The following is a 23,622-nucleotide window of genomic DNA, read 5'->3' on the forward strand; positions in this document are numbered from 1 at the left end:
TACAATGACAATCGAAATTAATGTACCAGACATCGGTGCTGACGAGGTTGAAGTAACTGAGATTCTTGTAAACGTTGGCGACAAGGTTGAAGAAGAACAGTCACTGATCACTGTTGAAGGCGACAAAGCTTCAATGGAAGTTCCTGCGTCTCAAGCGGGTATCGTTAAAGAAATCAAGATTTCAGAAGGTGATTCTGTTTCTACTGGTTCTCTTATCATGATCTTCGAAGCGGAAGGTGCTGCAGCAGCACCGGCTGCTCCAGCAGTTGAAGCGGCGGCACCTGTTGCAGCTGCTCCTGCAGCGGCGGCTGAGCTTAAAGAAGTTCACGTTCCTGATATCGGCGGTGATGAAGTTGAAGTAACTGAAATCATGGTAGCTATCGGCGACGCAGTAGAAGAAGAGCAATCTCTTCTTACTGTTGAAGGTGACAAGGCTTCAATGGAAGTTCCTGCACCATTCGCTGGTATCGTTAAAGAAATCAAGATCGCTTCTGGTGATTCAGTATCTACTGGTTCTCTAGTGATGGTATTTGAAGTGGCAGGCTCTGGCGCTCCAGTTGCAGCAGCTCCTGCTCCAGCGGCGGCACCAGTTGCAGCTGCTCCAGCAGCATCTGCTGAGAAAGAAGTGAACGTTCCAGATATCGGCGGTGACGAAGTAGAAGTTACTGAAATCATGGTAGCGGTTGGCGATACAGTAGAAGAAGAGCAATCTCTAATTACTGTTGAAGGCGACAAAGCTTCAATGGAAGTGCCTGCACCATTCGCTGGTACAGTAAAAGAGATCAAGATTGCAGCTGGCGACAAAGTGTCAACAGGCTCTTCAATCATGACTTTCGTTGTTGAAGGCGCAGCTCCAGTAGCTGTTGCGGCTTCAGCTCCAGCACAAGCAGCAGCTCCGGCAGCTCCAGCTCCAGCAGCTGGCGACTTCCAAGAGAACGGTGACTACGCGCACGCATCTCCAGTTGTTCGTCGTCTTGCTCGCGAATTTGGCGTTAACCTTTCTAAGGTTAAAGGTACTGGTCGTAAGAGCCGTATCCTTAAAGAAGACGTTCAGTCTTACGTTAAAGATGCACTTAAGCGTCTTGAGTCTGGTGCTGCAGCATCTGGCAAAGGCGGCGACGGTTCTGCTCTTGGTCTACTACCGTGGCCAAAAGTTGACTTCAGCAAGTTCGGCGAAACTGAAGTTCAGAAGCTTTCTAAGATTAAGAAGATCTCTGGCGCTAACCTGCACCGTAACTGGGTAATGATCCCGCACGTTACACAGTGGGACAACGCAGACATCACTGAGCTAGAAGCATTCCGTAAAGAACAGAACGCAATCGAAGCGAAGAAAGACACTGGCATGAAGATCACTCCACTTGTGTTCATCATGAAAGCTGTTGCTAAAGCGCTAGAAGCATTCCCTGCATTCAACTCGTCTCTTTCTGACGATGGCGAAAGCATCATTCTTAAGAAGTACGTAAACGTGGGTATCGCAGTTGATACACCAAACGGCCTAGTTGTTCCTGTTTTCAAAGACGTGAACAAGAAAGGTATTTACGAGCTATCTGAAGAACTAATGGTTGTTTCTAAGAAAGCACGTTCTGGTAAGCTAACAGCGGCAGACATGCAAGGCGGTTGTTTCACAATCTCTAGCCTTGGTGGTATTGGCGGTACTGCATTTACACCAATCGTAAATGCGCCAGAAGTAGGTATCCTAGGTGTATCTAAGTCTGAGATTAAGCCAGTTTGGAATGGTAAAGAGTTCCAACCACGTCTACAGCTTCCACTGTCTCTATCATACGATCACCGCGTGATCGATGGTGCTGAAGGTGCACGCTTCATTACTTTCCTAAACAGCGCACTATCTGACATTCGTCGTCTAGTACTGTAATTGAGAAAGTAATTATTAAGGTGACTTTCGGGTCACCTTAATTCTTTATATAAAGACTATTTTTAGAGAACAGTTTCCGGCATTTCTCATAAACTGCGGGGGAATTGTTGTCTAGCTCACAGGCTAACTTAAAGCTACTTTCACACTGTTAACATCTCTGTAAAATGTTTCCTGTTTGAAAGCCCAATAATTTTAAGAACATCTACTCAGCCTGTTAGGGATAATGACTACAAGAGGTCACAATGAGCAAAGAAATTAAAGCCCAAGTTGTTGTACTTGGTTCAGGTCCTGCTGGCTACTCAGCGGCATTCCGTTGTGCGGATTTAGGTCTAGAAACAGTACTAGTTGAACGTTACAGCACTCTTGGTGGTGTATGTCTAAACGTTGGTTGTATTCCATCAAAAGCACTTCTTCACGTATCTAAAGTAATTGAAGAAGCAAAAGCGATGGCAGAGCACGGCGTTGTATTCGGCGAGCCACAAACGGACATCAACAAAGTTCGTATCTGGAAAGACAAAGTAGTTGATCAACTGACTGGCGGTCTTGGCGGTATGGCTAAGATGCGTAATGTTACTGTTGTTAACGGTTTCGGTAAGTTTACTGGTCCTAACAGCATCGAAGTTGTTGGCGAAGAAACGACAACAATTAACTTTGATAATGCAATCATTGCAGCGGGTTCTCGCCCAATCAAACTTCCGTTCATCCCACATGAAGACCCACGTATTTGGGATTCTACGGATGCACTAGAACTAAACGAAGTACCAGAAAAACTGCTTATCATGGGCGGCGGTATCATCGGTCTTGAGATGGGTACGGTTTATCACTCTCTAGGTTCTAAAGTTGAAGTTGTTGAGATGTTCGATCAAGTTATCCCTGCTGCGGATAAAGACATCGTTAAAGTCTTCACTAAACGCATCAAGAACAAGTTCAAGCTAATGCTTGAAACTAAAGTGACTGCTGTTGAAGCGAAAGAAGACGGTATCTACGTTTCAATGGAAGGCAAAAAAGCACCAGCTGAAGCTGAGCGCTACGATGCTGTTCTTGTTGCTATCGGTCGTGTTCCAAACGGTGCACTTATCGACGCTGAAAAAGCGGGTATCGAAGTTGATGAGCGTGGTTTCATCAATGTTGATAAGCAAATGCGTACTAACGTTCCTCACATCCACGCGATCGGTGACGTTGTTGGTCAACCAATGCTTGCTCACAAAGGTGTGCATGAAGGTCACGTAGCTGCTGAAGTTATCTCTGGTAAGAAGCACTACTTCGATCCTAAAGTAATCCCATCAATTGCGTACACTGAGCCAGAAGTTGCTTGGGTAGGTAAGACTGAGAAAGAAGCGAAAGCGGAAGGCCTGAACTACGAAGTTGCTACTTTCCCTTGGGCTGCTTCTGGTCGTGCAATCGCTTCAGACTGTGCTGACGGTATGACTAAGATGATCTTCGATAAAGATACTCATCGCGTAATCGGTGGTGCTGTTGTTGGTACTAACGGTGGTGAACTTCTTGGCGAAATCGGCCTAGCAATCGAAATGGGTTGTGATGCAGAAGATATCGCACTGACTATCCACGCTCACCCAACTCTACACGAGTCTGTTGGTCTAGCTGCGGAAGTATTCGAAGGTTCAATCACTGACCTTCCAAACAAAAAAGCAGTAAAAAAGAAGAAGTAATTCTTTCTTAACGACTCGCTAATGTTTTTAAAAGCCGCTGATTCGTCAGCGGTTTTTTTATATCTGAAGTAAGGAATAGGAACGTTTCACTCCGAGATGCGAGTACGCTGCGCTTCGGGATGCGAAGAGCCATTCCATTCTACAAAAAAAGGGTTGACCGATTAGGCCAACCCTTAAATCATTTATCTCGAATCTACTTATAAATGCACAGCATGTTCAAGTAACTATCCGTTAAGCTTGAAAGCTCTTCTGGCGTTTCTACACGTTTCGCTTGAATGAACAGTGAGTAGCAAATGCCGTGGAATAGGTTCGCTAGATGTTTAGGGTCGTGATCGTCGCAAACTTCGCCGCGTTCGATCGCTTTACTAAACATGTTTTGTACTAACATTTGGTTAGTGCGGTTGGTGGTTACGAATAGAGGCCATACTTCATCACGAGTCGAAGCGCTCCATTCAAACCATACGTTCAACCAATGGCTATCGTGAGCCACTAACGTCACCATTTCAGTCGCAATATTATGTAGGTTTTGTTTTGCGTGAATATCCAGATCGATATTGTCTGAAAGGAAGTTAGAGAATTGGCGTACAACATGATTAAGCACTTCATCAACCAGATCTTCACGGGTAGGGAAGTAATTAAATACCGTTGCTACAGACACCTGAGCGATGTCTGCAATATCAGCGTGTCCACCACGACCAATACCGCGGCGAGAGAATACCTCAAGAGCGATTTCCATCAATTGAAGTTTTCTTTTTAAAGGTGAAAGCCTAGTTCTAGGTCTCTTAGATATTGAGTCCATTTTATTTTCCTTGCCAACGAAATTTTTATATTAATGATTTTATTATTATTTAAGCCAAGATGAGTGTAATGGTGCATATGCGAATGGTCAATCCTTTGAGCTTGTTTTATAGGCAGTTACATCAAACTAGATCCATAAAGCGTGATCAGGATTGATGTGAAAGGAAGCGAGTATTGGATAGGGCATCAGCGCACATTTAATTGAGAATCTCACAGTAAATTAGAACCATAAGGTGGTGTGGGTATTTGAGCAGTGCTAGACTTACCCACAAAATTGAGCGACACAACTGACGAAACTGTCAACATTCGTCGCAATCACCAAATAAAATGAGAGCAGTATGAAGCATACAGTTGAAGTCATGATCTCTGAGCAAGAAGTTCAGGATCGAGTGAACGTATTAGGCAAGCAGATCACGGAGCACTACAAAGGCAGTGAAGATCTCGTTTTAGTTGGCTTATTACGTGGATCTTTTGTCTTTATGGCGGATCTTGCTCGTGCTATCGATTTAACTCACCAAGTTGATTTCATGACCGCGTCTAGCTACGGCAACGGCATGGAAAGCTCACGTGACGTTCGTATTTTGAAAGACCTTGATGATGATATCCAAGGTAAAGATGTTCTGCTTGTAGAAGACATTATCGATACAGGTAACACACTGACTAAAGTGAAAGAGATTTTGAGCCTACGTGGCCCTAAATCTATCGAAATCTGTACGTTATTAGACAAGCCTTCTCGCCGCGAAGTGATTGTCGATACAAAGTGGATTGGTTTTGAGATTCCTGATGAGTTCGTTGTTGGTGTTGGTATCGACTACGCACAAAAATATCGTCACCTACCGTACATCGGTAAAGTAGTACCTCAAGAGTAATCACTGCTCTGTGAAGAAAAACAAAAAAGGCTCGCACAATGCGAGCCTTTCTTATATGTATTCTTTCTTATATCAACGGGTTAGACGTTAAAGGTTAACCAAGAGTGGGAGACGATAGGATTTTTTCAAGCGCTTCTAAGTGGCTATTTTCTAACGTGTCATTACTTGAACAACGAACGCCAAGGTCTTGTAGCTTGCCGTTACCAATACCATAAACTACGCCGTGGATTTCAATATCTTGTCCACGTTCCCATGCGGTTTGCATGATGGTTGAGTTACCAAGGTTATAGACTTGCTCAGCAACGTTAATTTCGCACAACTTGTCACCCCATTGTTCACGGGGTAGAGATTCAATTTGCTTACGGTACTTAAGGTAGTTATCGCGAATGTGGAGTAGCCAGTTGTTGATAAGGCCAAGTTTAGGGTTATCAATCGCTGCATTAACACCACCACAGCCATAGTGACCGCATACAATAATGTGTTTAACTTTGAGCACGTCAACGGCGTATTGCACAACGGATAAGCAGTTGAGATCAGTATGAACCACTTGGTTTGCTACATTTCGATGAACAAACAGTTCGCCAGAATACAAACCAGTGAGACGCTCGGCCGGTACTCGGCTATCAGAGCAGCCAATCCATAGAAAGCCAGGGCTTTGCCCTTCTTCAAGCGTTGTAAAATACTCAGGTCTTTGAGAGCGAATTTCTTCAGACCATTTAGAGTTGTTTTCAAAAAGCTGTTTAATCTCTGGCATTTTGCGTCTTACATCCCTTCATTAAGAATTGTAACTATACACAATGTTACAAATTCAATCCCGTAAAAACTGCGTCAACACGTACTCATCTGACGTGTTCTAGTCGTTAAGATCATTAACTTAGCACAGAAACTACCATCTGGTTATAAGTCATGAATAATGTGATTGAATTAACACTTTCTGTCTGATTAACTCATTTGTTAAAGTGATAAGGTTTGTCATTTTCATCATCAGGAAGGTGTGTTTTGTTTGGAAGTCGTTTTGCGGATATCAGTCTCAAAGGAGACATGTTTGGCGGTGTCACCACTGCCATCATCTCATTGCCTTTAGCGTTGGCATTTGGTGTTGCGTCTGGTGCGGGCGCGGAAGCTGGCCTTTGGGGCGCTATCATGGTCGGTCTATTTGCGGCGTTGTTTGGCGGTTCGAGCAGTCTGATATCAGAACCTACCGGACCAATGACGGTGATCATGACGGCTGTGATGACGAGCATGGTGGCTAAGTACCCTGAAACCGGAATGGCAATGACCTTTACCGTGGTCATGATGGCGGGTGCTTTTCAGATATTACTTGGCACCTTAAAGCTCGGAAAATACGTTACTTTGATGCCATATAGCGTGATTTCTGGGTTTATGTCGGGTATCGGCGTTATTCTGATTATCTTGCAGCTATCACCATTGTTAGGACATGCGGCTCCATCTGGCGGGGTGATGGGCACGCTTTCCGCATTGCCTGATACGTTAGCCCATCTGAAAATAAGCGAACTGTTTTTAGGGGCATTAACACTCGGTATTTTGTTTGGTTTTCCGGCTAAATATCGTAAGTATGTGCCCGCTCAACTGGTTGCTTTGGTTGCTGTCACCCTTTTATCCGTCATTATTTTTGATACCGACTCTATCCGCCGTATCGGTGAGATCCCCGCGGGTTTGCCCTCTCTCGTTATTCCGACAATCAGTTCTGAACAATTTACGACCATGGTTATCGACGCCTTGGTGCTGGGTACGTTGGGTTGCATTGATACGCTTCTGACTGCGGTTATCGGAGATTCACTGACTCGTAAAGAACATGATTCAGATAAAGAACTTCGTGGCCAAGGCATCGCGAATATGATCTCTGGTCTGTTTGGTGCGCTACCTGGTGCGGGCGCAACCATGGGTACCGTAACCAATATTCAGGTGGGTGCTCGTTCTCCACTTTCTGGTGTTATTCGAGCCTTAGTTTTGGCATTGGTGGTATTGGTTGCTGGTGGCTTAACCGAACCGATCCCTATGGCGGTATTGGCTGGCATTGCGATGTATGTTGGTTTCAATATTCTTGACTGGAGCTTTATCCAGCGAGCACACAAGGTGAGTTATGCCGGCATGGGTGTAATGTACGGCGTGATGCTGTTGACTGTATTCGTGGACTTGATTATTGCTGTTGGTCTTGGTGTCTTTATATCTAACATCCTGATTATTGAAAGATTGAGCCGAGAGCAAGCCAGACAAGTTAAGGCGATCAGTGATGGTGATGATGAAGATGATATCCCATTGACCGATAGCGAACGTCAGCTACTGGATAGTGCCAATGGTAAAGTGCTGTTCTTTTACCTTTCTGGGCCGATGATCTTCAGTGTTTCAAAGGCGATTTCACGTCAGCACTCTAGTATCTCTGATTACGAAGCGATGATTCTAGATCTGACAGATGTGCCTATGATTGATGTGACGGTTGGGCTTGCACTAGAAAATGCGATTAAAGATGCGTTGGATGCGCAATGTGAAGTGTACTTGTTGTGTCCGAATGAGAATACTCGTCAGCAGCTAGAGAAATTCCACGTGCTTGATCTTGTGCCGGAATCGAACACTTACCGATTCAGGTATGAAGCTCTGACAGCTGCAACAAGCTATGTTGATAGAGATGAACATCAATTTGAGTCAGTCTAATTTTCAGTAATAATCTGACATGAATCAGTTATAGATGCCAAATCTAGTATTGGTATTAATGCCGTTAAGTTATTAACTTAACGGCATTTTTATGTTTACTGAACTCTGAACTGGTCTTTACGTAGCTAATATTCTTGTTCGCTTTCGAAAGAAACCCTCACTCGGCATTTGTATTAATCGTTAATCAACGATAGACTTGTTTGCAAAATGGCCGAGTAAACAAGTTTGGGTTAGTTTTCTGCTAGCTCGTTTTAAGCATTACTCTCTTCCTCAAGCTCGGTCATCAACATCTTATCTATAGCAAATGGCAGTCTATCTCTATGTATGCATTAGAAATTGAGCAATTAAGAAAAACTTATGCAGGGGGCTTTGAGGCTCTTAAAGGCGTTAGTTTACAAGTAGAAAAAGGCGATTTTTACGCTCTGCTTGGTCCAAATGGCGCAGGTAAATCAACCACCATTGGTGTTATCTCTTCACTGGTTAACAAAACTTCAGGCAAGGTTAAAGTGTTCGGCTACGACATTGATACCGATCTGGAGTTGGCGAAACAGAACTTAGGTCTAGTGCCGCAAGAGTTTAACTTTAACCCGTTCGAAACCGTTGAGCAGATCGTGCTGCAACAAGCGGGTTATTACGGTGTGCCAAAAGCATTGGCGAAAGAGCGAGCGAAAAAATACTTATCTCAGCTCGATTTGTGGGAAAAGCGTAGCGAACGTGCACGTAACTTGTCTGGTGGTATGAAGCGTCGTTTGATGATCGCACGTGCACTGATGCATGAGCCTCATTTGTTGATTCTTGATGAGCCAACGGCGGGCGTTGATATTGAATTGCGCCGTTCAATGTGGGGGTTCCTGAAAGAGATCAATGAGAAGCAGGGTATTACCATTATCTTGACTACACACTACCTAGAAGAAGCGGAAATGTTGTGTCGTAACATTGGTATTATCAACCGTGGTGAGCTGATCGAGAATACAACAATGAAGTCGCTGCTGGGTAAGTTGAGTGCAGAGACCTTTATTCTTGATCTTGAAGAGGGCGTGACTGAACCTAAACTTGAAGGTGTGAATAGCCAAGTGATGGTTAATGGTTCGCTAGAAATCGAAATCGACAAGAACCTAGGTTTGAATACCATCTTTGCTCAATTGAGTGAACAGCAGGTAAAAGTCCTTTCTATGCGTAACAAAGCAAACCGTTTAGAAGAGCTATTTGTGAGTATTGTCCGTGAGGGGAGTAAATAATATGTACAGCCTATATTGGACCGCTTTCTGTAGCTTGTTGACCAAAGAGATCAATCGCTTTACTCGTATCTGGGTGCAAACGCTTGTCCCGCCAGCGATTACCATGACGCTGTATTTCATCATATTTGGCAACCTTATCGGTGCGCGTATTGGTGAAATGAACGGCTTTAGCTACATGGAATACATTGTTCCCGGCCTGATCATGATGTCGGTGATCACTAACTCATACTCCAACGTTGCTTCGTCGTTTTTTAGTGCCAAATTCCAGAAGAACATTGAAGAGTTGCTTGTCGCGCCAGTTCCTAACTACGTGATTATTGCTGGTTTCGTAATGGGCGGTGTGGTGCGTGGCTTGTTAGTGGGTACCATAGTCACATTCGTATCGCTTTTCTTTGTCGAACTGCAAGTTGACCATTGGGGCGTGATTATTGCGACAGTATTTCTAACGTCGGTTGTGTTCGCTCTGGGTGGCTTAATCAACGCTGTATTTGCACGCACGTTTGACGATATCTCTATTATCCCGACCTTTATCTTAACGCCGCTGACGTACCTTGGTGGTGTGTTTTACTCGATTAGTTTATTGCCTGAATTTTGGCAAGGTGTGTCGAAACTGAACCCAATTGTGTACATGGTTAATGCGTTCAGATATGGCTTCTTGGGAGTGTCTGATGTGGGTATTGTAACGTCGTTTGGTGTATTGGGTGTGTTTATCGTAGCGCTGTATGGCGTTGCACACTACCTAGTGACTAAGGGGATTGGCTTACGCAGCTAACCTTTGGTTAATCTAAGTAACAGGTAAAGAAAAAGGTCGATATAACATCGACCTTTTTTTATGTTTTTCGTTTGGTGTTCTTGTTTTGCGTTAAAAGCAGAAGCCGACTATTCAGCCGTTTCTTCTTTTAATTCTTCTTTTGTTTCCGTAACCAAATCGAGAACTTGGTTATCGATAAGACGCGTCTTACCTAGGAAAGCTGACATCAGAATCACAGCTTGAGTCGTTTCTGATGTGATCGCTTGCAGCGTTTTCGCATCACAGATAAAGATCTCATCTGGTTGTAAGTCAGCTGCGCGTAGCTGGTCTGTCGCATCTTCAATAACAGATGCGTAGTCATCACGACCGCCACGAATTGCGCTGCTGACCCAACGCATAGTACGCGCTAGAACAGGAGCTCGTTGACGCTCGTCAATCGTTAGGTTGCTATTGCGAGAGCTCATTGCCAAGCCATCCATTTCACGAACGGTCGCTACGCCGACAACTTCAATGTCTAACGCTAAATCTGTTGTCATCTGGCGAATAACAGCAAGTTGCTGAAAGTCTTTCTCACCGAAGCATGCAAAGTTTGGCTGAACGATATTAAACAATTTAGTGACAATCGTTGATACGCCGCGGAAGTGACCTGGACGAGACGCGCCTTCAAGCATGTGAGATATGCCTGGAACTTCAACAAACGTCTGTTTATCTAATCCATCTGGGTACATGACTTCTGGTGTCGGTGTAAACACGAGCTCAACACCTTCGGCTGTTAACTTACTTAAATCAGCTTCTAACGTACGAGGGTAGTTGTTCAAGTCATCGGTACGATCAAACTGCATCGGGTTAACAAAGATGCTTACCACAACAATGTCCGCCAGTTCACGAGCTTTCTTGACCAGAGTCAGGTGACCTTCATGCAGGTTTCCCATTGTCGGGACAAAAGCAACCGTACGTCCATCACGCTTAAATTGTTTAATCTGCTCACGAAGAGCCGCTATTTCAGCAAAAGTTTGCATAGTTACTCCTAAGCGATTGTATGAGCATCATCAGGGAAACGTGCGCTCTCTACTTCTTCTTTGTATAGAGCGACGGCTTTACGCATATCACCTGTTTCAGCTAGGAAATTCTTAGAGAATTTCGGCATGTAGTTCGCAGAAATACCGAACATGTCATGCATAACCAGGATCTGACCATCGGTAACATTACCTGCGCCGATACCGATAACGGGTACGTCACAAGCTTCTGTAATTCGTTTTGCCAATGAAGCGGGTACACATTCAAGGAGAACGATTTGAGCACCTGCGTTTTGTAGTGCTAGAGCGTCAGCAACCATTTTGTCGGCTTGCTCGTCGTCACGACCTTGTACTTTGTAACCACCAAAAATGTTCACAGACTGAGGCGTTAAGCCTAAGTGTGCACATACTGGTACTGCACGCTCTGTTAGCATCTTCACAGTATCAACCAACCAGCTTCCGCCTTCGATTTTTACCATGTTCGCACCAGCACGCATCAATGTTGCTGCACTCTCACAGGCTTGCTCTGGCGTTGCGTAGCTCATGAAAGGCATGTCAGCCATAAGAAGACAGTTTGGGCTCCCTGCACGCACTGAGCGAGTATGGTAAGCAATGTCTTCAACGGTTACTGGTAATGTGTCGTTATGGCCTTGTAGAACCATACCCAGTGAGTCACCGACAAGTAGAACTGGCATTTCTTGGCTTTCGAATAACTGAGCAAAGCTCGCATCATAAGCTGTCGACGTCGCGAATTTACGGCCTTCACTTTTGCATTTGATCAGGTCGTTAATGGTTACTTTTTTCATTGGTTTTCCTTAATGCGCTTGGCTATTGTTGCCAAACATTGAGCCCGTTCTTATCAACTATTTTGAGTAGTTCTGTCAGCTCAGTCCCATCAGGGAGTTGTAAACTTGGTGCGATTTCAGCAAGCGGGTAAAGTACAAACTCTCGTTCTTTCATTCCGTAATGAGGAACGATTAAGCGCTCTGAATCGATCACCTCATTGCCGTATAACACAATGTCGAGATCCAAGGTTCTTGGCCCCCAACGCTCGTCTTTACGGACACGCCCTTGCTCTAGCTCGATCTTTTGAGTGCAATCAAGTAGTTCAATTGGCGTTAATTCGGTTTGGATTGCTACTACCGCGTTGATGTAGTCAGGTTGGTTTTGCGGCCCCATTGGAGTGCTACTATATAGCTGAGAGGTCGCAACAAACGTTGATCGCGGTAGGCTTTTTAGCGTTTCGATAGCCAAGTTTGCTTGGCTAACTGGGTCGGCAAGGTTGCTGCCGACCGCAATATAAGCCGTTATCATTCGGACTGCTTACTCTTTTTATTTCGGTAAGTCTTACGGCGACGATGGCCAGATTTTGATGGTGCTGCAACGTCGTTAGCCATCGCTTGACGCATGTTGCGGCCTGCGGTCTGATAACGCTCCCACCATTTTGCTAGTTCTTTGGTTTCGCCACCCTCAATCTCGCCACGCATTTCTAGGAAGTCGTAACCAGCACGGAACTCATTCAGTTCCATAAGACGAACGGCACGTTTACCGTTACGACGAGGCAGTCGCAATTGCAGTTGCCAAACTTCACGAACGGTCGCCGTGTGACGACGAGGAATAGCAATAGACTTAACTTGCTGGTCAAGAATGATGTTGCTCGCTTCCATGATCGCATCGTAATGCGCCATACCCTGTTCAGCGACAAGCTTGTCTGCGAGCTTGTTCATTGGGTACCAAAGAATCGCTGCAAACATAAATGCAGGGTTTACTCGCTTGCCATCTTCTATGCGAAGGTCGGTTGAGTCGAGTACTAAGTCAAGCATCTGCTCTGTATGAGAGTCGTAACCTTCAGTGAAGTGCTCTGCAATTGCAGGGAACATCTGTTGGAACAGGTTGTATTCACGCATTAGGTGATAGGTTTCTAAACCGTGACCTGATTGAAGTAATTTCAGAGACTCTTCGTAAAGGCGCGCTGCTGGGATATCTTTTAGCAGGTGTGCCAGCTCTTCGATAGGGTCTGCTGTGTCTTCTTCAATATCGAAATCCAGTTTAGCGGCGAAACGCATTGCGCGAAGCATACGTACCGGGTCTTCACGGTAGCGAGTTTCTGGATCGCCAATTAAGCGGATCAGCTTGTCTTCTAAATCTTCCACACCACCCGCGTAATCGTGAATGCTGTAGTCTGCAATGTTGTAGTACATCGCATTAATAGTGAAGTCACGACGCTCTGCATCTTCATCAACATTGCCGTACACGTTATCGCGTAGCAACATGCCTTCATCAGATTGCGCAGAAACGTTTTTCGATGGCTCTTGGTGGTGGCCACGGAAAGTTGCCACTTCAATGATGTCACGACCAAACATGATATGTGCTAAGCGGAAACGGCGACCGATAAGGCGACAGTTTCTGAAGAGGTTTTTGATTTGTTCTGGTGTTGCGTTGGTCGCAATATCAAAATCTTTTGGCTGTGAGCCTAATAAGATATCGCGAACACCACCACCGACTAGAAATGCGTCAAAACCCGCACCATTCAGGCGATATAGCACTTTTAGTGCGTTGTCGCTGATCTGCTTGCGTGAAATATTGTGCTCTTGACGAGTATATATATTCAGAGCTAATTCGTGGAATCCGCGTTGTTCGCTTGGGGTATTGTCGTTTGTATTCATTAGTTTAGAACAAAGTAGGTATCGCCAACTTTGTTTTTCTCTTAGTCCAAAGTGGTAGTGCAGAGTATAATTGCGGCTAATGATAGCTTAGCGCGAGCCATTTGAGAACATCGTCTGTTTAACCACTGCTGTTGGTTATGACATTTTTATGTGTCGTTTTTGCTATTTGCCGTTAGTTTTGAGTTAATCGCTGTGCTCTTTTTGTAAACTATCAGGTAACTGGCTGACGTTCCATTGCTGAGTTCCCCATAACAAAATCTCATCCATTGAAGCCTCACAGAGGGCATGCGGGATACCAAAACCTAAGAATCGCATAGCGTCGAGCAGCGTTGGTTTTGGGTTGTCGAGATCGATCGCGGTGGCATGGTTCTGTTTTGACAGTTTATTCCCCAAGCCATCGGTTGCCAATGGTAAGTGCAAGTAACTCACGGTTTTTTGCTTGAGTGTCTTATACAAACTGATTTGTCGACCTGTAGGCTCTATCAGGTCGGCGCCTCTTACGACTTCTGTTACCCCTTGATCGATGTCATCAAGGACAACCGCCAAGTTATAGGCAAACAATCCATCTCTGCGTTTGATAATAAAATCTTCTTCAGCCAATGCTTTAGGGATTTGAATCGTGCCGTGACGAACATCGTCAAAAGACTCGACTGGAAAGTCCATGCACAAGCGCACGGCTTGTTCACCTGAATTAATCAAACCTGCGTCTCGGCAGTGACCATTATAAAACCCACCCAGAGACTTTATCTGCTTGCGTGTGCATTGGCAGTAATAGGCTTGCTTGTCAGCGACCCATTGATCAATTTGAGCTTGGTAAAGGTCATGGCGTTGGCTTTGATAGATGACTTCGCCATCCCAAAATAGGTGGTAAGCCTCAAGCGTCTTAAGAATGAGGTCTGCAGCGCCGGCCATTTCTCTTGGTGGGTCGAGGTCTTCCATGCGAACTAACCATTGTCCTTGGTTCGATTTCGCTTGAAAGTAGCTACCAAGAGCAGCAACTAGTGATCCAAAATGAAGAGGACCTGACGGTGATGGTGCAAAGCGCCCGATATAATTCATAAGTGAAAAACCTAATCTTGATGGTACCGCAGTAGCCGATTCTTAAGACGTTTATCTATTACTTTGGTTCGTTTAGTCATCGTATTAATACGTACAAACAAGCCAAAGCTGTTGATTTGCTATCAAAATCTTGAAATATTCAGCTTGGATAACAAACAAAAAAGGGAGCCAAAGCTCCCTTTTTTACATCCGCAAGAATTAACCTTGCATCTGTTTCTCTTTGATCTCTGCAAGTGTTTTACAGTCAATACAAAGGTCAGCAGTTGGACGAGCTTCAAGACGACGAATGCCAATCTCGACACCGCAAGAGTCACAGAAGCCGAAATCGTCTTCTTCGATCTTGTCTAGTGTCTTCTCAATTTTCTTGATAAGACGGCGCTCACGGTCACGGTTACGTAACTCTAGGCTGAATTCTTCTTCTTGAGAAGCACGGTCAACTGGGTCTGGGAAATTTGCTGCTTCGTCCTGCATGTGGTGCACAGTACGATCAACTTCTTCCCTGAGCTGGTTGCGCCAAGCTGCTAAAATTTTTGTAAAATGTTCCGTTTGCTCAGGTGACATGTATTCTTCACCTGGCTTTGCTTGGTACGGTTCAACACCTGCGATGGCTAGGATGCCTAGCGCTTTTTTCTTAGATTCTGGCATACAGCATCTCCTATTTACACCTAGTCAACTGCAAAGCAGCTAATTTTAAGGCGGGTATCTATAGCAGAAAGAACGAATGGTGGCAAATACTCTTGTTCAAACTTGCAATCAATGTGAATAGTTCAGCATTTTTGCTTAGCTATTGATAAATTCAACAGCTTGTTTTAGTTGTATTTGAGTACTGCTTAGCTCTGCTTTATAGCAAAGCACTTCAACACCAGCGTCTTGTGCTTGTTTAAGTAATAACGAATATTTGGCGTCTATATGGTGTGCCGCAGACACTTTTTCAATACCTGAATGCAAAACAGTGAATAAAAGTACGGCTCTATTTCCAGATTCGACCATTTCTGTGAGTTCACGCAGATGTTTCTGGCCTCTGGTGGTGACCGCATCAGGGAAAAAGCCTTGCCCTTTGGTTGACGCTTGTTGTTTAGTTGATATTTGTTGCTTAGTGGACGTTTGTTGTTCATCGAGCAAAGTGACGCTTTTTACTTCGATATAGCAAGGTGGCTTTTCGTTATTTTCAAGCAGAATATCAATTCGACTATTCTCACTGCCATATTTCACTTCGGTTCGCAACGCGTTATAGCCTAAGAGTTCAACTATAGTATTATTTTCAATTGCTTCCACTGCCAACTGGTTTGCTCGCGCAGTATTTACACAAATACGGTGACCTTTGTCTGTTTCTGAGATCTCCCAGCTGTTTGGGTATTTTCTTTTTGCATTATCGGATGTTGAGTACCACACCGTATTGCCAGGAGTCGCACATCCCGTCATCGCTCCAGTGTTAGCGCAATGAATAGTACGTTCGCTGCCGTCTGGAAGTTGGATGTCAGTGAGAAAACGTTTATAGCGTTTAATAAGAGTCGCTGGCTCTAATGGAGGATTGAAGTGCATATTACTTATTTAGACAGGTAGGTTTTTATGTACAATGTTGCCAACATTACACCACAAGGTTCTCCCATTGCCACAACTGCCCATAGAAGCTGTGATGCCAGATCTGCTCGCTGGCGTAGAAACACACACTCAACTTATTCTAAAGGCTGCTCCCGGTGCGGGTAAGTCAACATTCTTCCCATTACAGTTAGTTAAGACCAACGCCGTTCAAGGCAAAATCATTATGCTTGAACCGAGGCGTTTGGCGGCAAGGAATATCGCAACTTACTTAGCCTGCCAATTGGGAGAAAAAGTGGGAGAGAGCATAGGTTTTAGAGTTCGTGGTGAATCTAAAACCAGCAGTGCGACTCGCTTGGAAATCGTAACCGAAGGGATTATGACGAGAATGATCCAAACCGACCCTGAATTGACTGGGGTTGATATGGTGATCTTTGATGAGTTTCATGAGCGCAGTATCCATGCAGATACTGCGCTGGCCTTTAGCTTAGAGATCCAAGAAGCACTGCGTGATGATCTAAAAGTTGTGGTGATGTCGGCAACCTTAGATCAACACGCGCTGCAATCTTTGTTGCCTGATGCCAAGTATGTTGAATCACAAGGGCGAACTTTCCCGGTTGACTTCCGTTATCAGCCATTAGGCTCGAATGAATATTTAGCCCCTAAGATGGCCAACGTGATTCGTTCTCTGATGGAGAAACAGTCAGGCTCACTTTTGGCTTTCTTGCCGGGTGTCTCGGCGATAAAACAAGTGGAATCTCAACTAGAACAACTCGCCAGCGATATCGATGTTTGTCCTTTGTACGGTCAGCTCAGCTTTCCTCAACAACAAAAAGCGATCGCGCCATCAGAGAAAGGGCGTCGAAAAGTGGTGTTAGCGACCAATATTGCTGAGACTTCTTTGACCATTGAAGGTATTCGACTGGTGGTCGATTCCGGGCTTGAACGTGTGGCGAAGTTCGATCTGAAAACCGGAATTACCAAGCTTGAGCAAGTGAAAATCTCGCAGTCTTCTGCTGAGCAGCGAGCAGGCCGTGCGGGACGAATTGAAGAGGGCTTGTGCGTTCGTTTGTACAGCGAAACGCAACTAATGCAGCAACCCGCTGCACCAGAGCCTGAGATTCTTCATTCTGATTTGTCTTCGTTGGTGTCTGAATTGACACAATGGGGAGCCGCAAGTGCTGATGAATTGCAATGGTTAGACACTCCACCGAAAGCTTCAACAGAACAAGCCAAGCAACTCTTACAAAACCTGGAACTGTTAGACGGTAATGGTCAATTTACGGCACTAGGAAAACAGGCTCAACGCTTAGGACTAGGACTTGAACCTCGCATCGCCAGTATGTTGGTTAAAGCGCAGCAAAGCAGCCAAGAGCTACTGAATGTCGCGATTGTTGCTGCCGCTTTACTTGAAGAGCCTGAGCGCAATGTGACGGATATTCAGCATTCATTGCATCGCCTTAAGCAAAGAAAACACTCGAAAAACAGTGTTGTAATGCAACGCGCAAAAAGCCTCGCAAGTAAACTCAATCATCACTTAGATTTGTCACAACTTGACGAATCATTGCTACCATTAGTGCTTTGTTTTGCCTTCCCAGACCGAATTGCACAAGTGAGAAGCGCAACCAGCAGTGCTTTCCTTCTTGCGAATGGCCACGGGGCAGAGGTTCGTGACGATGATCCATTGGCGAACAATGACTATATCGTAGTGATTGATTTGATGCGTAGCACAGGGCGAGCCAGCCAGATTTTCTTAGCCACTGCCGTTGATATTTCGCAGCTAGAAGCTGAATTCCCAAAACTGTTTGTGCGTTCAGATTACGCCGATTGGGATGAGAAACGTGGCCGCTTAGTGGCAGAGCAGCGAGTGTCTTTGGGTAAGTTGATTATCAGCACCAAAGCTTTACCAGAGCCTGATGCGAATCAGGCGAGCAAAGCGCTACTCAATTATATCGCTCGATGCGGACTGGATCGCTTACATTGGACCCCTTCGGCTAAACAGTTTGTTGAGCGTGTACGCTGTGCAGAGCTTTGGATGCCTGAGCATGATTGGCCTGCGATGGATGACGCGAGTTTGATTGGACATCTTGATGAGTGGTTATCACCATATCTGAATGGCATTAAGTCTGCCAAAGGGCTGTCGAATGTATCGATTGAACAAGCACTGTCGGCATACCTTGGTTGGCCGTTGAATCAAGAAATTGATCAATGGCTGCCTTCTGACTATCTGATGCCGACGGGCAGTAAAAAAGCAATTCGCTACCAGTATCAGTCTGAGCCAGTAATCTCAGTACGAATGCAGGAAGTCTTTGGTGAACGAGACTCGCCATTAATTGCGCAAGGGCGTAAAAAAGTGGTGCTTGAGCTACTTTCTCCAGCACAACGACCACTACAAATTACTCAGGATTTAGCTGGCTTTTGGGCTGGCGCGTACAAAGAAGTACAAAAAGAAATGAAAGGCCGTTACCCAAAACATCCTTGGCCAGATGACCCTGCTAATCATGTAGCAACCACTAAAACTAAACGACAGTTGAATCGATGATGACCAAAATGTTAACGCCAAAAAAAGCACCACCTAAAAAAGCGCCAGCAAAGAAGTCACCAGCGACCAAAGCCAAGCCTAGAAAGCCAAGAGCAGCAGCGAAAAAGACTAAACCTAAAGCTAAGCCGTCTGGTCAGAGAGGTTGGTTGAAGATCCTGTGGGGCATTTCTTGGAAAGCGGGCCTAGCGCTCGCCGCATTGCTATTGTTCGTCGGTATTTATCTTGATTCTGTGGTCAAGCAACGTTTTGAAGGTCAGCTGTTTGATTTGCCAACCGTGGTTTATGCGCGAGTGCTGGACCTGTCTCCGGGAACTCAGGTGAGTTTGGTGCAGGTTACGAATGAGCTGGATGTACTCAATTATCGTAAGGTGAACGCTCCTCGTCACCCTGGCGAATACTCTTCTTCCTCAACCAAGATTGAAATGATTCGTCGCCCGTTCGAGTTTGTCGATGGACCGGAAGCGGATCGTCATGTGATGCTGCATTTCAACGGTAACGAGTTAACTCGTATTCAGTCGCTAGAGAAGACAGGCGACATGGGGTATCTGCGTGTTGAACCGAAAATGCTTGGCATGCTTGAAAAAAGTAGCGATGAGCAGCGTCTGTTCTTAAAACGTAATCAGTTCCCAGAGGTGATGGTTGATGCATTGCTGGCAACCGAAGACCGAAATTTCTATCAGCACGATGGGGTATCGCCACTGGCAATCGCTCGTGCGATGGTGGTCAATGTAAAAGCAGGGCGAACCGTACAAGGTGGTAGTACGTTGACGCAACAGTTGGCAAAAAACCTGTTCTTATCTAGTGAGCGCACATTATGGCGTAAGGTTCGCGAAGCCTATATTGCACTTATCTTGGATCATCGTTACAGCAAAGACCGCATCTTAGAAGCCTACTTAAACGAGGTTTATCTTGGGCAAAATGGTGGGCAAGCGATTCATGGCTTTGGGTTAGCATCTCGCTTGTATTTCGGGCAACCGATTCAAGAACTCCGAATCGACCAACTAGCACTGCTGGTCGGTATGGTCAAAGGACCTTCGTATTACAACCCGGTTCGTTACCCTGAGCGAGCTAAGACTCGACGAGATTTGGTTCTACGTTTGCTGATGCAACAAGACATATTGACGCCGAAACAGTACGAAGAAGCCGCAAGCCGAGACTTGGATATTCAAGATAACCCACGCATTGCGAGCCGTCAGCCCGCTTACTTCCAGCAAGTCAATATTGAGCTTAAGAGATATGTCGGTGATCGATTTGAAGCACAGAAAGGTATTCGAGTATTTACCTCTCTGGATCCTGTTTCTCAAGACAAGCTAGAGACATCGATTGCTCGTAAGGTGCCTGATTTATCTAAAACTGCAGGTAACAAGCTAGAGGCTGCTGCTATTGCAGTGGATAGAAATACTGGTGAAATTCGTGCGATGGTCGGTGGTAAACGCACTGGCTACGATGGTTTCAATCGAGCCTTGAATGCGAGTCGTCCTATTGGTTCTTTGGTTAAACCAGCAATCTACTTAACCGCATTAGAGCAACCCCAGAAGTACACATTGGCGACAACCTTGATGGATACTCCACTAAGCTTGAAAGGCAGTAAGGGCAGCGTATGGAGCCCAAGAAACTTCGATCGCAAGTTTCGCGGAGAGGTGCCTTTGTATGTGGCGCTTTCTAAGTCTTACAACGTACCAACGGTTCGCTTGGGCATGCAGTTAGGTATTGATAGCGTGTCGGATACGATTGGAAAACTGGGTGTCGATAAAAACGAAATTCGCCCAGTGCCATCGATGTTTTTGGGTTCATTCTCATTGACCCCATTTCAGGTAGCGCAGATGTACCAAACGATTACCAACTCTGGCCGTATAGCACCTTTGTCTGCGCTTCGTTCAGTTGTTGATAACGATGGTGAGGTTTTATATCAGTCGATCCCTCGTGTATCACAAAGCGTTGACCAGCAAGCAGCTTGGTTGACAACTTATGCCATGAAACGTGGTGTGTCGGAAGGTACTGGACGTTTCCTACAAGGTCAGTTTGCATGGGCAGGATTAGCCGGTAAAACGGGTACCAGTAATGACAGCCGAGACAGTTGGTTCGTGGGTGTTGATGGTCGTGAAGTCACTACCATCTGGCTAGGACGCGATGATAATAAGCCGACTAAACTTACGGGCTCTAGTGGTGCGCTACGTGTTTATGCCGATTATCTGAAACATCGAACTCCAGAGCAGTTACTGTTGCCTTGGCCGAATGGCATTACGACGGCAAGTTTTACTCGAACTTCTGAAGGGGCTTTAGAGTTTGACTGTGACGGTACAGTTAAACTGCCGGTTTGGGATGAGAATGGAAACATTAAAAAGGGTTGTGAAAGTCAACCAAAACAGTGGCTAAAAAAGCTTTTTCAGTGGTAAAGTCGTAAAAGAAAAGAATGACAAGGATAGTTTAAAGAATGATTTCTCGTTGGATAGTGAGCGGCTTAGGTATTGTCGGTACTGTGATCAGTTTTCAGCTACTTGCATCTACTGTGACACCGGTGGAACAATCTCAGCAAGCTGGACAAGCTCATAAAAGACCAACCGTTGCTGTCGTGCTTGCTGGTGGAGGAGCCAAAGGAGCGGCTCACATTGGTGTGCTTAAAGCCTTAGAAGAGATGCAAATTCCGGTTGATTACATTACCGGTACCAGTATGGGCGCTTACGTTGGTGGTCTTTATGCGACAGGGATGAGCGCAGATGAGATCGAGAGCTTTATTTATACGGTGGATTGGAATCGTGGCTATCGCGATCGCGTTAACCGTAGTGATCGGCGTGTGCGTGACAAAGAGTATGAAGACCGTTATCAACTGAATACCGACCTCGGTTTAGGTTGGGGTGAAATCAAAGCCAGAAAAGGTGTGGTTCAAGGCCAGAATATGTTGCGTATTCTGCGTGAGACCACTGGTAACTTATCTCCACTCGATTCTTTCGACAACCTCGCTATTCCATATCGCTCTGTTGCAACCGACATTATCGATCTTGAAGAAGTGGTCATCGACCATGGTCATCTTGTTGATGCGATGATGGCGAGTATGTCGGTACCCGGCGCGCTTCCTCCTTATGAGGTTGATGGACGAATGCTGGTTGATGGTGGTGTCACCAATAACATGCCAGTGGATGTTGCTCGAGCAATGGGAGCCGACATCGTTATTGCTGTTGATATCAGTACTAACTACAAAAGCAAAGAAGACTTTACTAACTTTTTAGCCGCAGCAGACCAACTCTCTAATTACCTTGTTCAACGCAGTACTCAAGAGCAGGCCGCTACGTTAACAGACGATGATTTTTTCCTACGTCCTGATGTTGGGCAAATGGAGACCACAGAGTTCGATAAAATGCCGACGGCTTATCATGCAGGATACGAAGCAACAAGGCAGTATACGGATCAGCTCTCTAAGTTGTCGCTCTCGAATGCGGACTACCAACACTATATTGATGATAAACAGAAAGCTCGAAAGCAGCTCAAGCATGGTGATAAAACGGTGGTGGATAAGGTCGTTATCAATAATAACACCCACTATTCAGATAAGTTGATTGCCAATCGTTTGAACCTCGATTCTGGCAAAATCCTTAAAACCAGTGAAATTGAATCTCAGGTTAAAGACCTCTATGCGCTCGACCGTTTTGAATTGGTCACCTATGAATTTGGAAATGTAGACGGTGAAGATCAACTGCAGGTAGATGTAAATGAAAAATCATGGGGTCCTAATTACCTCAACTTTCGATTTTATCTTGAAGATGACTTTGCAACCGAGAGCCAATATTCAATTGGTATGTCGGCTAATTTTACGGATATTAACTCGCATGGCGCAGAGTTAAGAACGAATGTAGAAATGGGCACTGATAAGCTCATTGAGGCTGAGTTATATTCTCCTTTTTTCTCAAGCCAGAAGTTATTTACATCGGCATCACTTGTTTATAGCAATCAGAAGAGAAACTTACCCGCCAATATTGACGATATCGAAGAGCCCACTCTTGACGTAACTAAAGACTACTTACCAATGACTTATCAAGAGTATATTGGTGAACTGGCATTAGGTTACCAGCCAACATTGTGGCAAGAATTTAAAGTGGGGGCTCGATACACCGATGGTGATGTTGAGGTAGCCTCGTTACCGTCTTTAGGTAGCGGTGGATATACACGTATTGGTGGGTTTATGAGTTATCGATTGGATACTTTAGATAACTTCAGTTTGCCAACCAAAGGGTATTTCGTTGATCTGGAGTATCTCGTTTCCCATGATGATTTCGATAATGACTCTTCTCTTGCTGATTCTGAATTTAACTCTGAAAGCGATACGGTTTATGAGATTTCAGCTAATGTCATGGCTGCGCAGAGTATTGAAAAGCATACTTTAGTCGCAAAGTTCGATTTTGGTATGGTAGAGAGTAAAAATTCCGTATTCCCTATTGATCCAAAGGAGCTTGGAGGCTTCTTAAATTTATCGGGAATACCAAGAAATAGTCTTATTGGGCAAAACTTGGCATATGGTAGTTTAATTTATCGCTATAAATGGTTTGAAAATGATTTTGGCTTGTTTAAGTCACCGTTCTACGTGGGTGCGTCCATTGAGCATGGTGGTGTATGGTCGAATAATGATTTGAACATTGACGAAGCGCCAATGTTCACCGCTGGTTCGGTCTTTGCCGGAGTCGACTCCCCATTAGGGCCGATTATTTTGGCTTATGGTAGAACCGAAGATAATTACGACTCGGTCTACTTAATTATTGGAACGTCTTACAAATAAACATGCGTGGGATAGCTCTTTTTCCGACTAAATAGGCAAAAATCGTAGGACTTTCGTCTTAACTTGCTATGTTGGTCAAAATGATAAGATTTTAATTTAACGTTAAATTTGCTATTCTACCGCCCACAGTTTGGCCTCTATGATGCCGCTCATCAATACA

General features: G+C 45.0%; 18 protein-coding genes. 9 read left to right on the top strand and 9 right to left on the bottom strand.

Annotated elements, in window-relative coordinates; translation table 11 throughout:
* Positions 1-4: 4 nt before the first annotated feature.
* Positions 5-1,873, top strand: coding sequence for a pyruvate dehydrogenase complex dihydrolipoyllysine-residue acetyltransferase (gene aceF, locus L3V33_RS19860; protein ID WP_237291072.1), 1,869 nt, complete (start codon positions 5-7; stop codon positions 1,871-1,873).
* Positions 1,874-2,115: 242 nt separating this feature from the next.
* Entirely contained in the window at positions 2,116-3,543 is a 1,428-nt protein-coding gene (gene lpdA / locus L3V33_RS19865; protein WP_004735450.1) for a dihydrolipoyl dehydrogenase, read from the top strand.
* 193 nt (positions 3,544-3,736) lie between these two features.
* On the opposite strand, the gene L3V33_RS19870 is transcribed toward lpdA, so the two are convergent.
* Positions 3,737-4,342: a LuxR/HapR/OpaR family quorum-sensing transcriptional regulator gene (locus tag L3V33_RS19870; RefSeq protein WP_017079965.1), complete on the bottom strand. Its 606-nt coding sequence runs from the start codon at positions 4,340-4,342 to the stop codon at positions 3,737-3,739.
* 337 nt (positions 4,343-4,679) lie between these two features.
* On the opposite strand from L3V33_RS19870, the gene hpt reads away from it, so the two are divergent.
* Complete coding sequence (gene hpt / locus L3V33_RS19875) at positions 4,680-5,210, top strand: hypoxanthine phosphoribosyltransferase (RefSeq protein ID WP_004735452.1); 531 nt, start codon at positions 4,680-4,682, stop codon at positions 5,208-5,210.
* Between the two features lie 94 nt (positions 5,211-5,304).
* Here hpt and can read toward each other — a convergent pair whose 3' ends face one another.
* The gene (gene can / locus L3V33_RS19880) at positions 5,305-5,964 is read right to left on the bottom strand and encodes a carbonate dehydratase (protein WP_004735453.1); all 660 of its coding nucleotides are present in this window, start codon (positions 5,962-5,964) and stop codon (positions 5,305-5,307) included.
* 287 nt (positions 5,965-6,251) lie between these two features.
* On the opposite strand from can, the gene L3V33_RS19885 reads away from it, so the two are divergent.
* The 3 genes from L3V33_RS19885 to L3V33_RS19895 all read left to right on the top strand — a co-directional run bounded on the left by L3V33_RS19885 (position 6,252) and on the right by L3V33_RS19895 (position 9,893).
* Complete coding sequence (locus L3V33_RS19885) at positions 6,252-7,883, top strand: SulP family inorganic anion transporter (protein ID WP_029222729.1); 1,632 nt, start codon at positions 6,252-6,254, stop codon at positions 7,881-7,883.
* Between the two features lie 320 nt (positions 7,884-8,203).
* A complete protein-coding gene (locus L3V33_RS19890) occupies positions 8,204-9,121 on the top strand; it encodes an ABC transporter ATP-binding protein (protein ID WP_054547493.1) in 918 nt (305 codons plus the stop codon).
* A gap of 1 nt (position 9,122) precedes the next feature.
* On the top strand, positions 9,123-9,893 hold the full coding sequence (locus tag L3V33_RS19895) for an ABC transporter permease (RefSeq protein ID WP_237291073.1): 771 nt from the start codon (positions 9,123-9,125) through the stop codon (positions 9,891-9,893).
* A gap of 107 nt (positions 9,894-10,000) precedes the next feature.
* On the opposite strand, the gene panC is transcribed toward L3V33_RS19895, so the two are convergent.
* From panC to sfsA, 7 genes are all read right to left on the bottom strand, one after another.
* A complete protein-coding gene (gene panC / locus L3V33_RS19900) occupies positions 10,001-10,891 on the bottom strand; it encodes a pantoate--beta-alanine ligase (protein ID WP_054547494.1) in 891 nt (296 codons plus the stop codon).
* Between the two features lie 8 nt (positions 10,892-10,899).
* Positions 10,900-11,694, bottom strand: a complete 795-nt coding sequence (gene panB / locus L3V33_RS19905; RefSeq protein ID WP_054547495.1) for a 3-methyl-2-oxobutanoate hydroxymethyltransferase — start codon at positions 11,692-11,694, stop codon at positions 10,900-10,902.
* 22 nt (positions 11,695-11,716) lie between these two features.
* On the bottom strand, positions 11,717-12,202 hold the full coding sequence (folK, locus tag L3V33_RS19910; protein WP_054547496.1) for a 2-amino-4-hydroxy-6-hydroxymethyldihydropteridine diphosphokinase: 486 nt from the start codon (positions 12,200-12,202) through the stop codon (positions 11,717-11,719).
* On the bottom strand, positions 12,199-13,554 hold the full coding sequence (gene pcnB / locus L3V33_RS19915) for a polynucleotide adenylyltransferase PcnB (RefSeq protein WP_237291074.1): 1,356 nt from the start codon (positions 13,552-13,554) through the stop codon (positions 12,199-12,201). The genes folK and pcnB overlap by 4 nt, the downstream gene beginning before the upstream one ends.
* 183 nt (positions 13,555-13,737) lie before the next feature.
* Complete coding sequence (gene gluQRS, locus L3V33_RS19920; protein ID WP_237291075.1) at positions 13,738-14,613, bottom strand: tRNA glutamyl-Q(34) synthetase GluQRS; 876 nt, start codon at positions 14,611-14,613, stop codon at positions 13,738-13,740.
* A gap of 198 nt (positions 14,614-14,811) precedes the next feature.
* A complete protein-coding gene (gene dksA, locus L3V33_RS19925) occupies positions 14,812-15,258 on the bottom strand; it encodes an RNA polymerase-binding protein DksA (RefSeq protein ID WP_017073117.1) in 447 nt (148 codons plus the stop codon).
* Positions 15,259-15,393: 135 nt separating this feature from the next.
* The gene (gene sfsA, locus L3V33_RS19930) at positions 15,394-16,155 is read right to left on the bottom strand and encodes a DNA/RNA nuclease SfsA (protein WP_237291076.1); all 762 of its coding nucleotides are present in this window, start codon (positions 16,153-16,155) and stop codon (positions 15,394-15,396) included.
* Between the two features lie 34 nt (positions 16,156-16,189).
* Here sfsA and hrpB point away from each other — a divergent pair, with 34 nt between their 5' ends.
* The 3 genes from hrpB to L3V33_RS19945 are packed head-to-tail and all read left to right on the top strand — an operon-like array spanning position 16,190 to position 23,462.
* The gene (hrpB, locus tag L3V33_RS19935) at positions 16,190-18,694 is read left to right on the top strand and encodes an ATP-dependent helicase HrpB (RefSeq protein ID WP_267136887.1); all 2,505 of its coding nucleotides are present in this window, start codon (positions 16,190-16,192) and stop codon (positions 18,692-18,694) included.
* Complete coding sequence (gene mrcB / locus L3V33_RS19940; protein WP_237291077.1) at positions 18,691-21,090, top strand: penicillin-binding protein 1B; 2,400 nt, start codon at positions 18,691-18,693, stop codon at positions 21,088-21,090. The genes hrpB and mrcB overlap by 4 nt, the downstream gene beginning before the upstream one ends.
* Before the next feature lie 38 nt (positions 21,091-21,128).
* Positions 21,129-23,462 (top strand): patatin-like phospholipase family protein, encoded by a 2,334-nt coding sequence (locus tag L3V33_RS19945; protein ID WP_114633992.1) that lies wholly within the window; start codon positions 21,129-21,131, stop codon positions 23,460-23,462.
* Positions 23,463-23,622 lie beyond the last annotated feature (160 nt).

The organism is Vibrio sp. A2-1 (assembly GCF_021728355.1).
GTDB classification, from domain to species: domain Bacteria; phylum Pseudomonadota; class Gammaproteobacteria; order Enterobacterales; family Vibrionaceae; genus Vibrio; species Vibrio splendidus_K.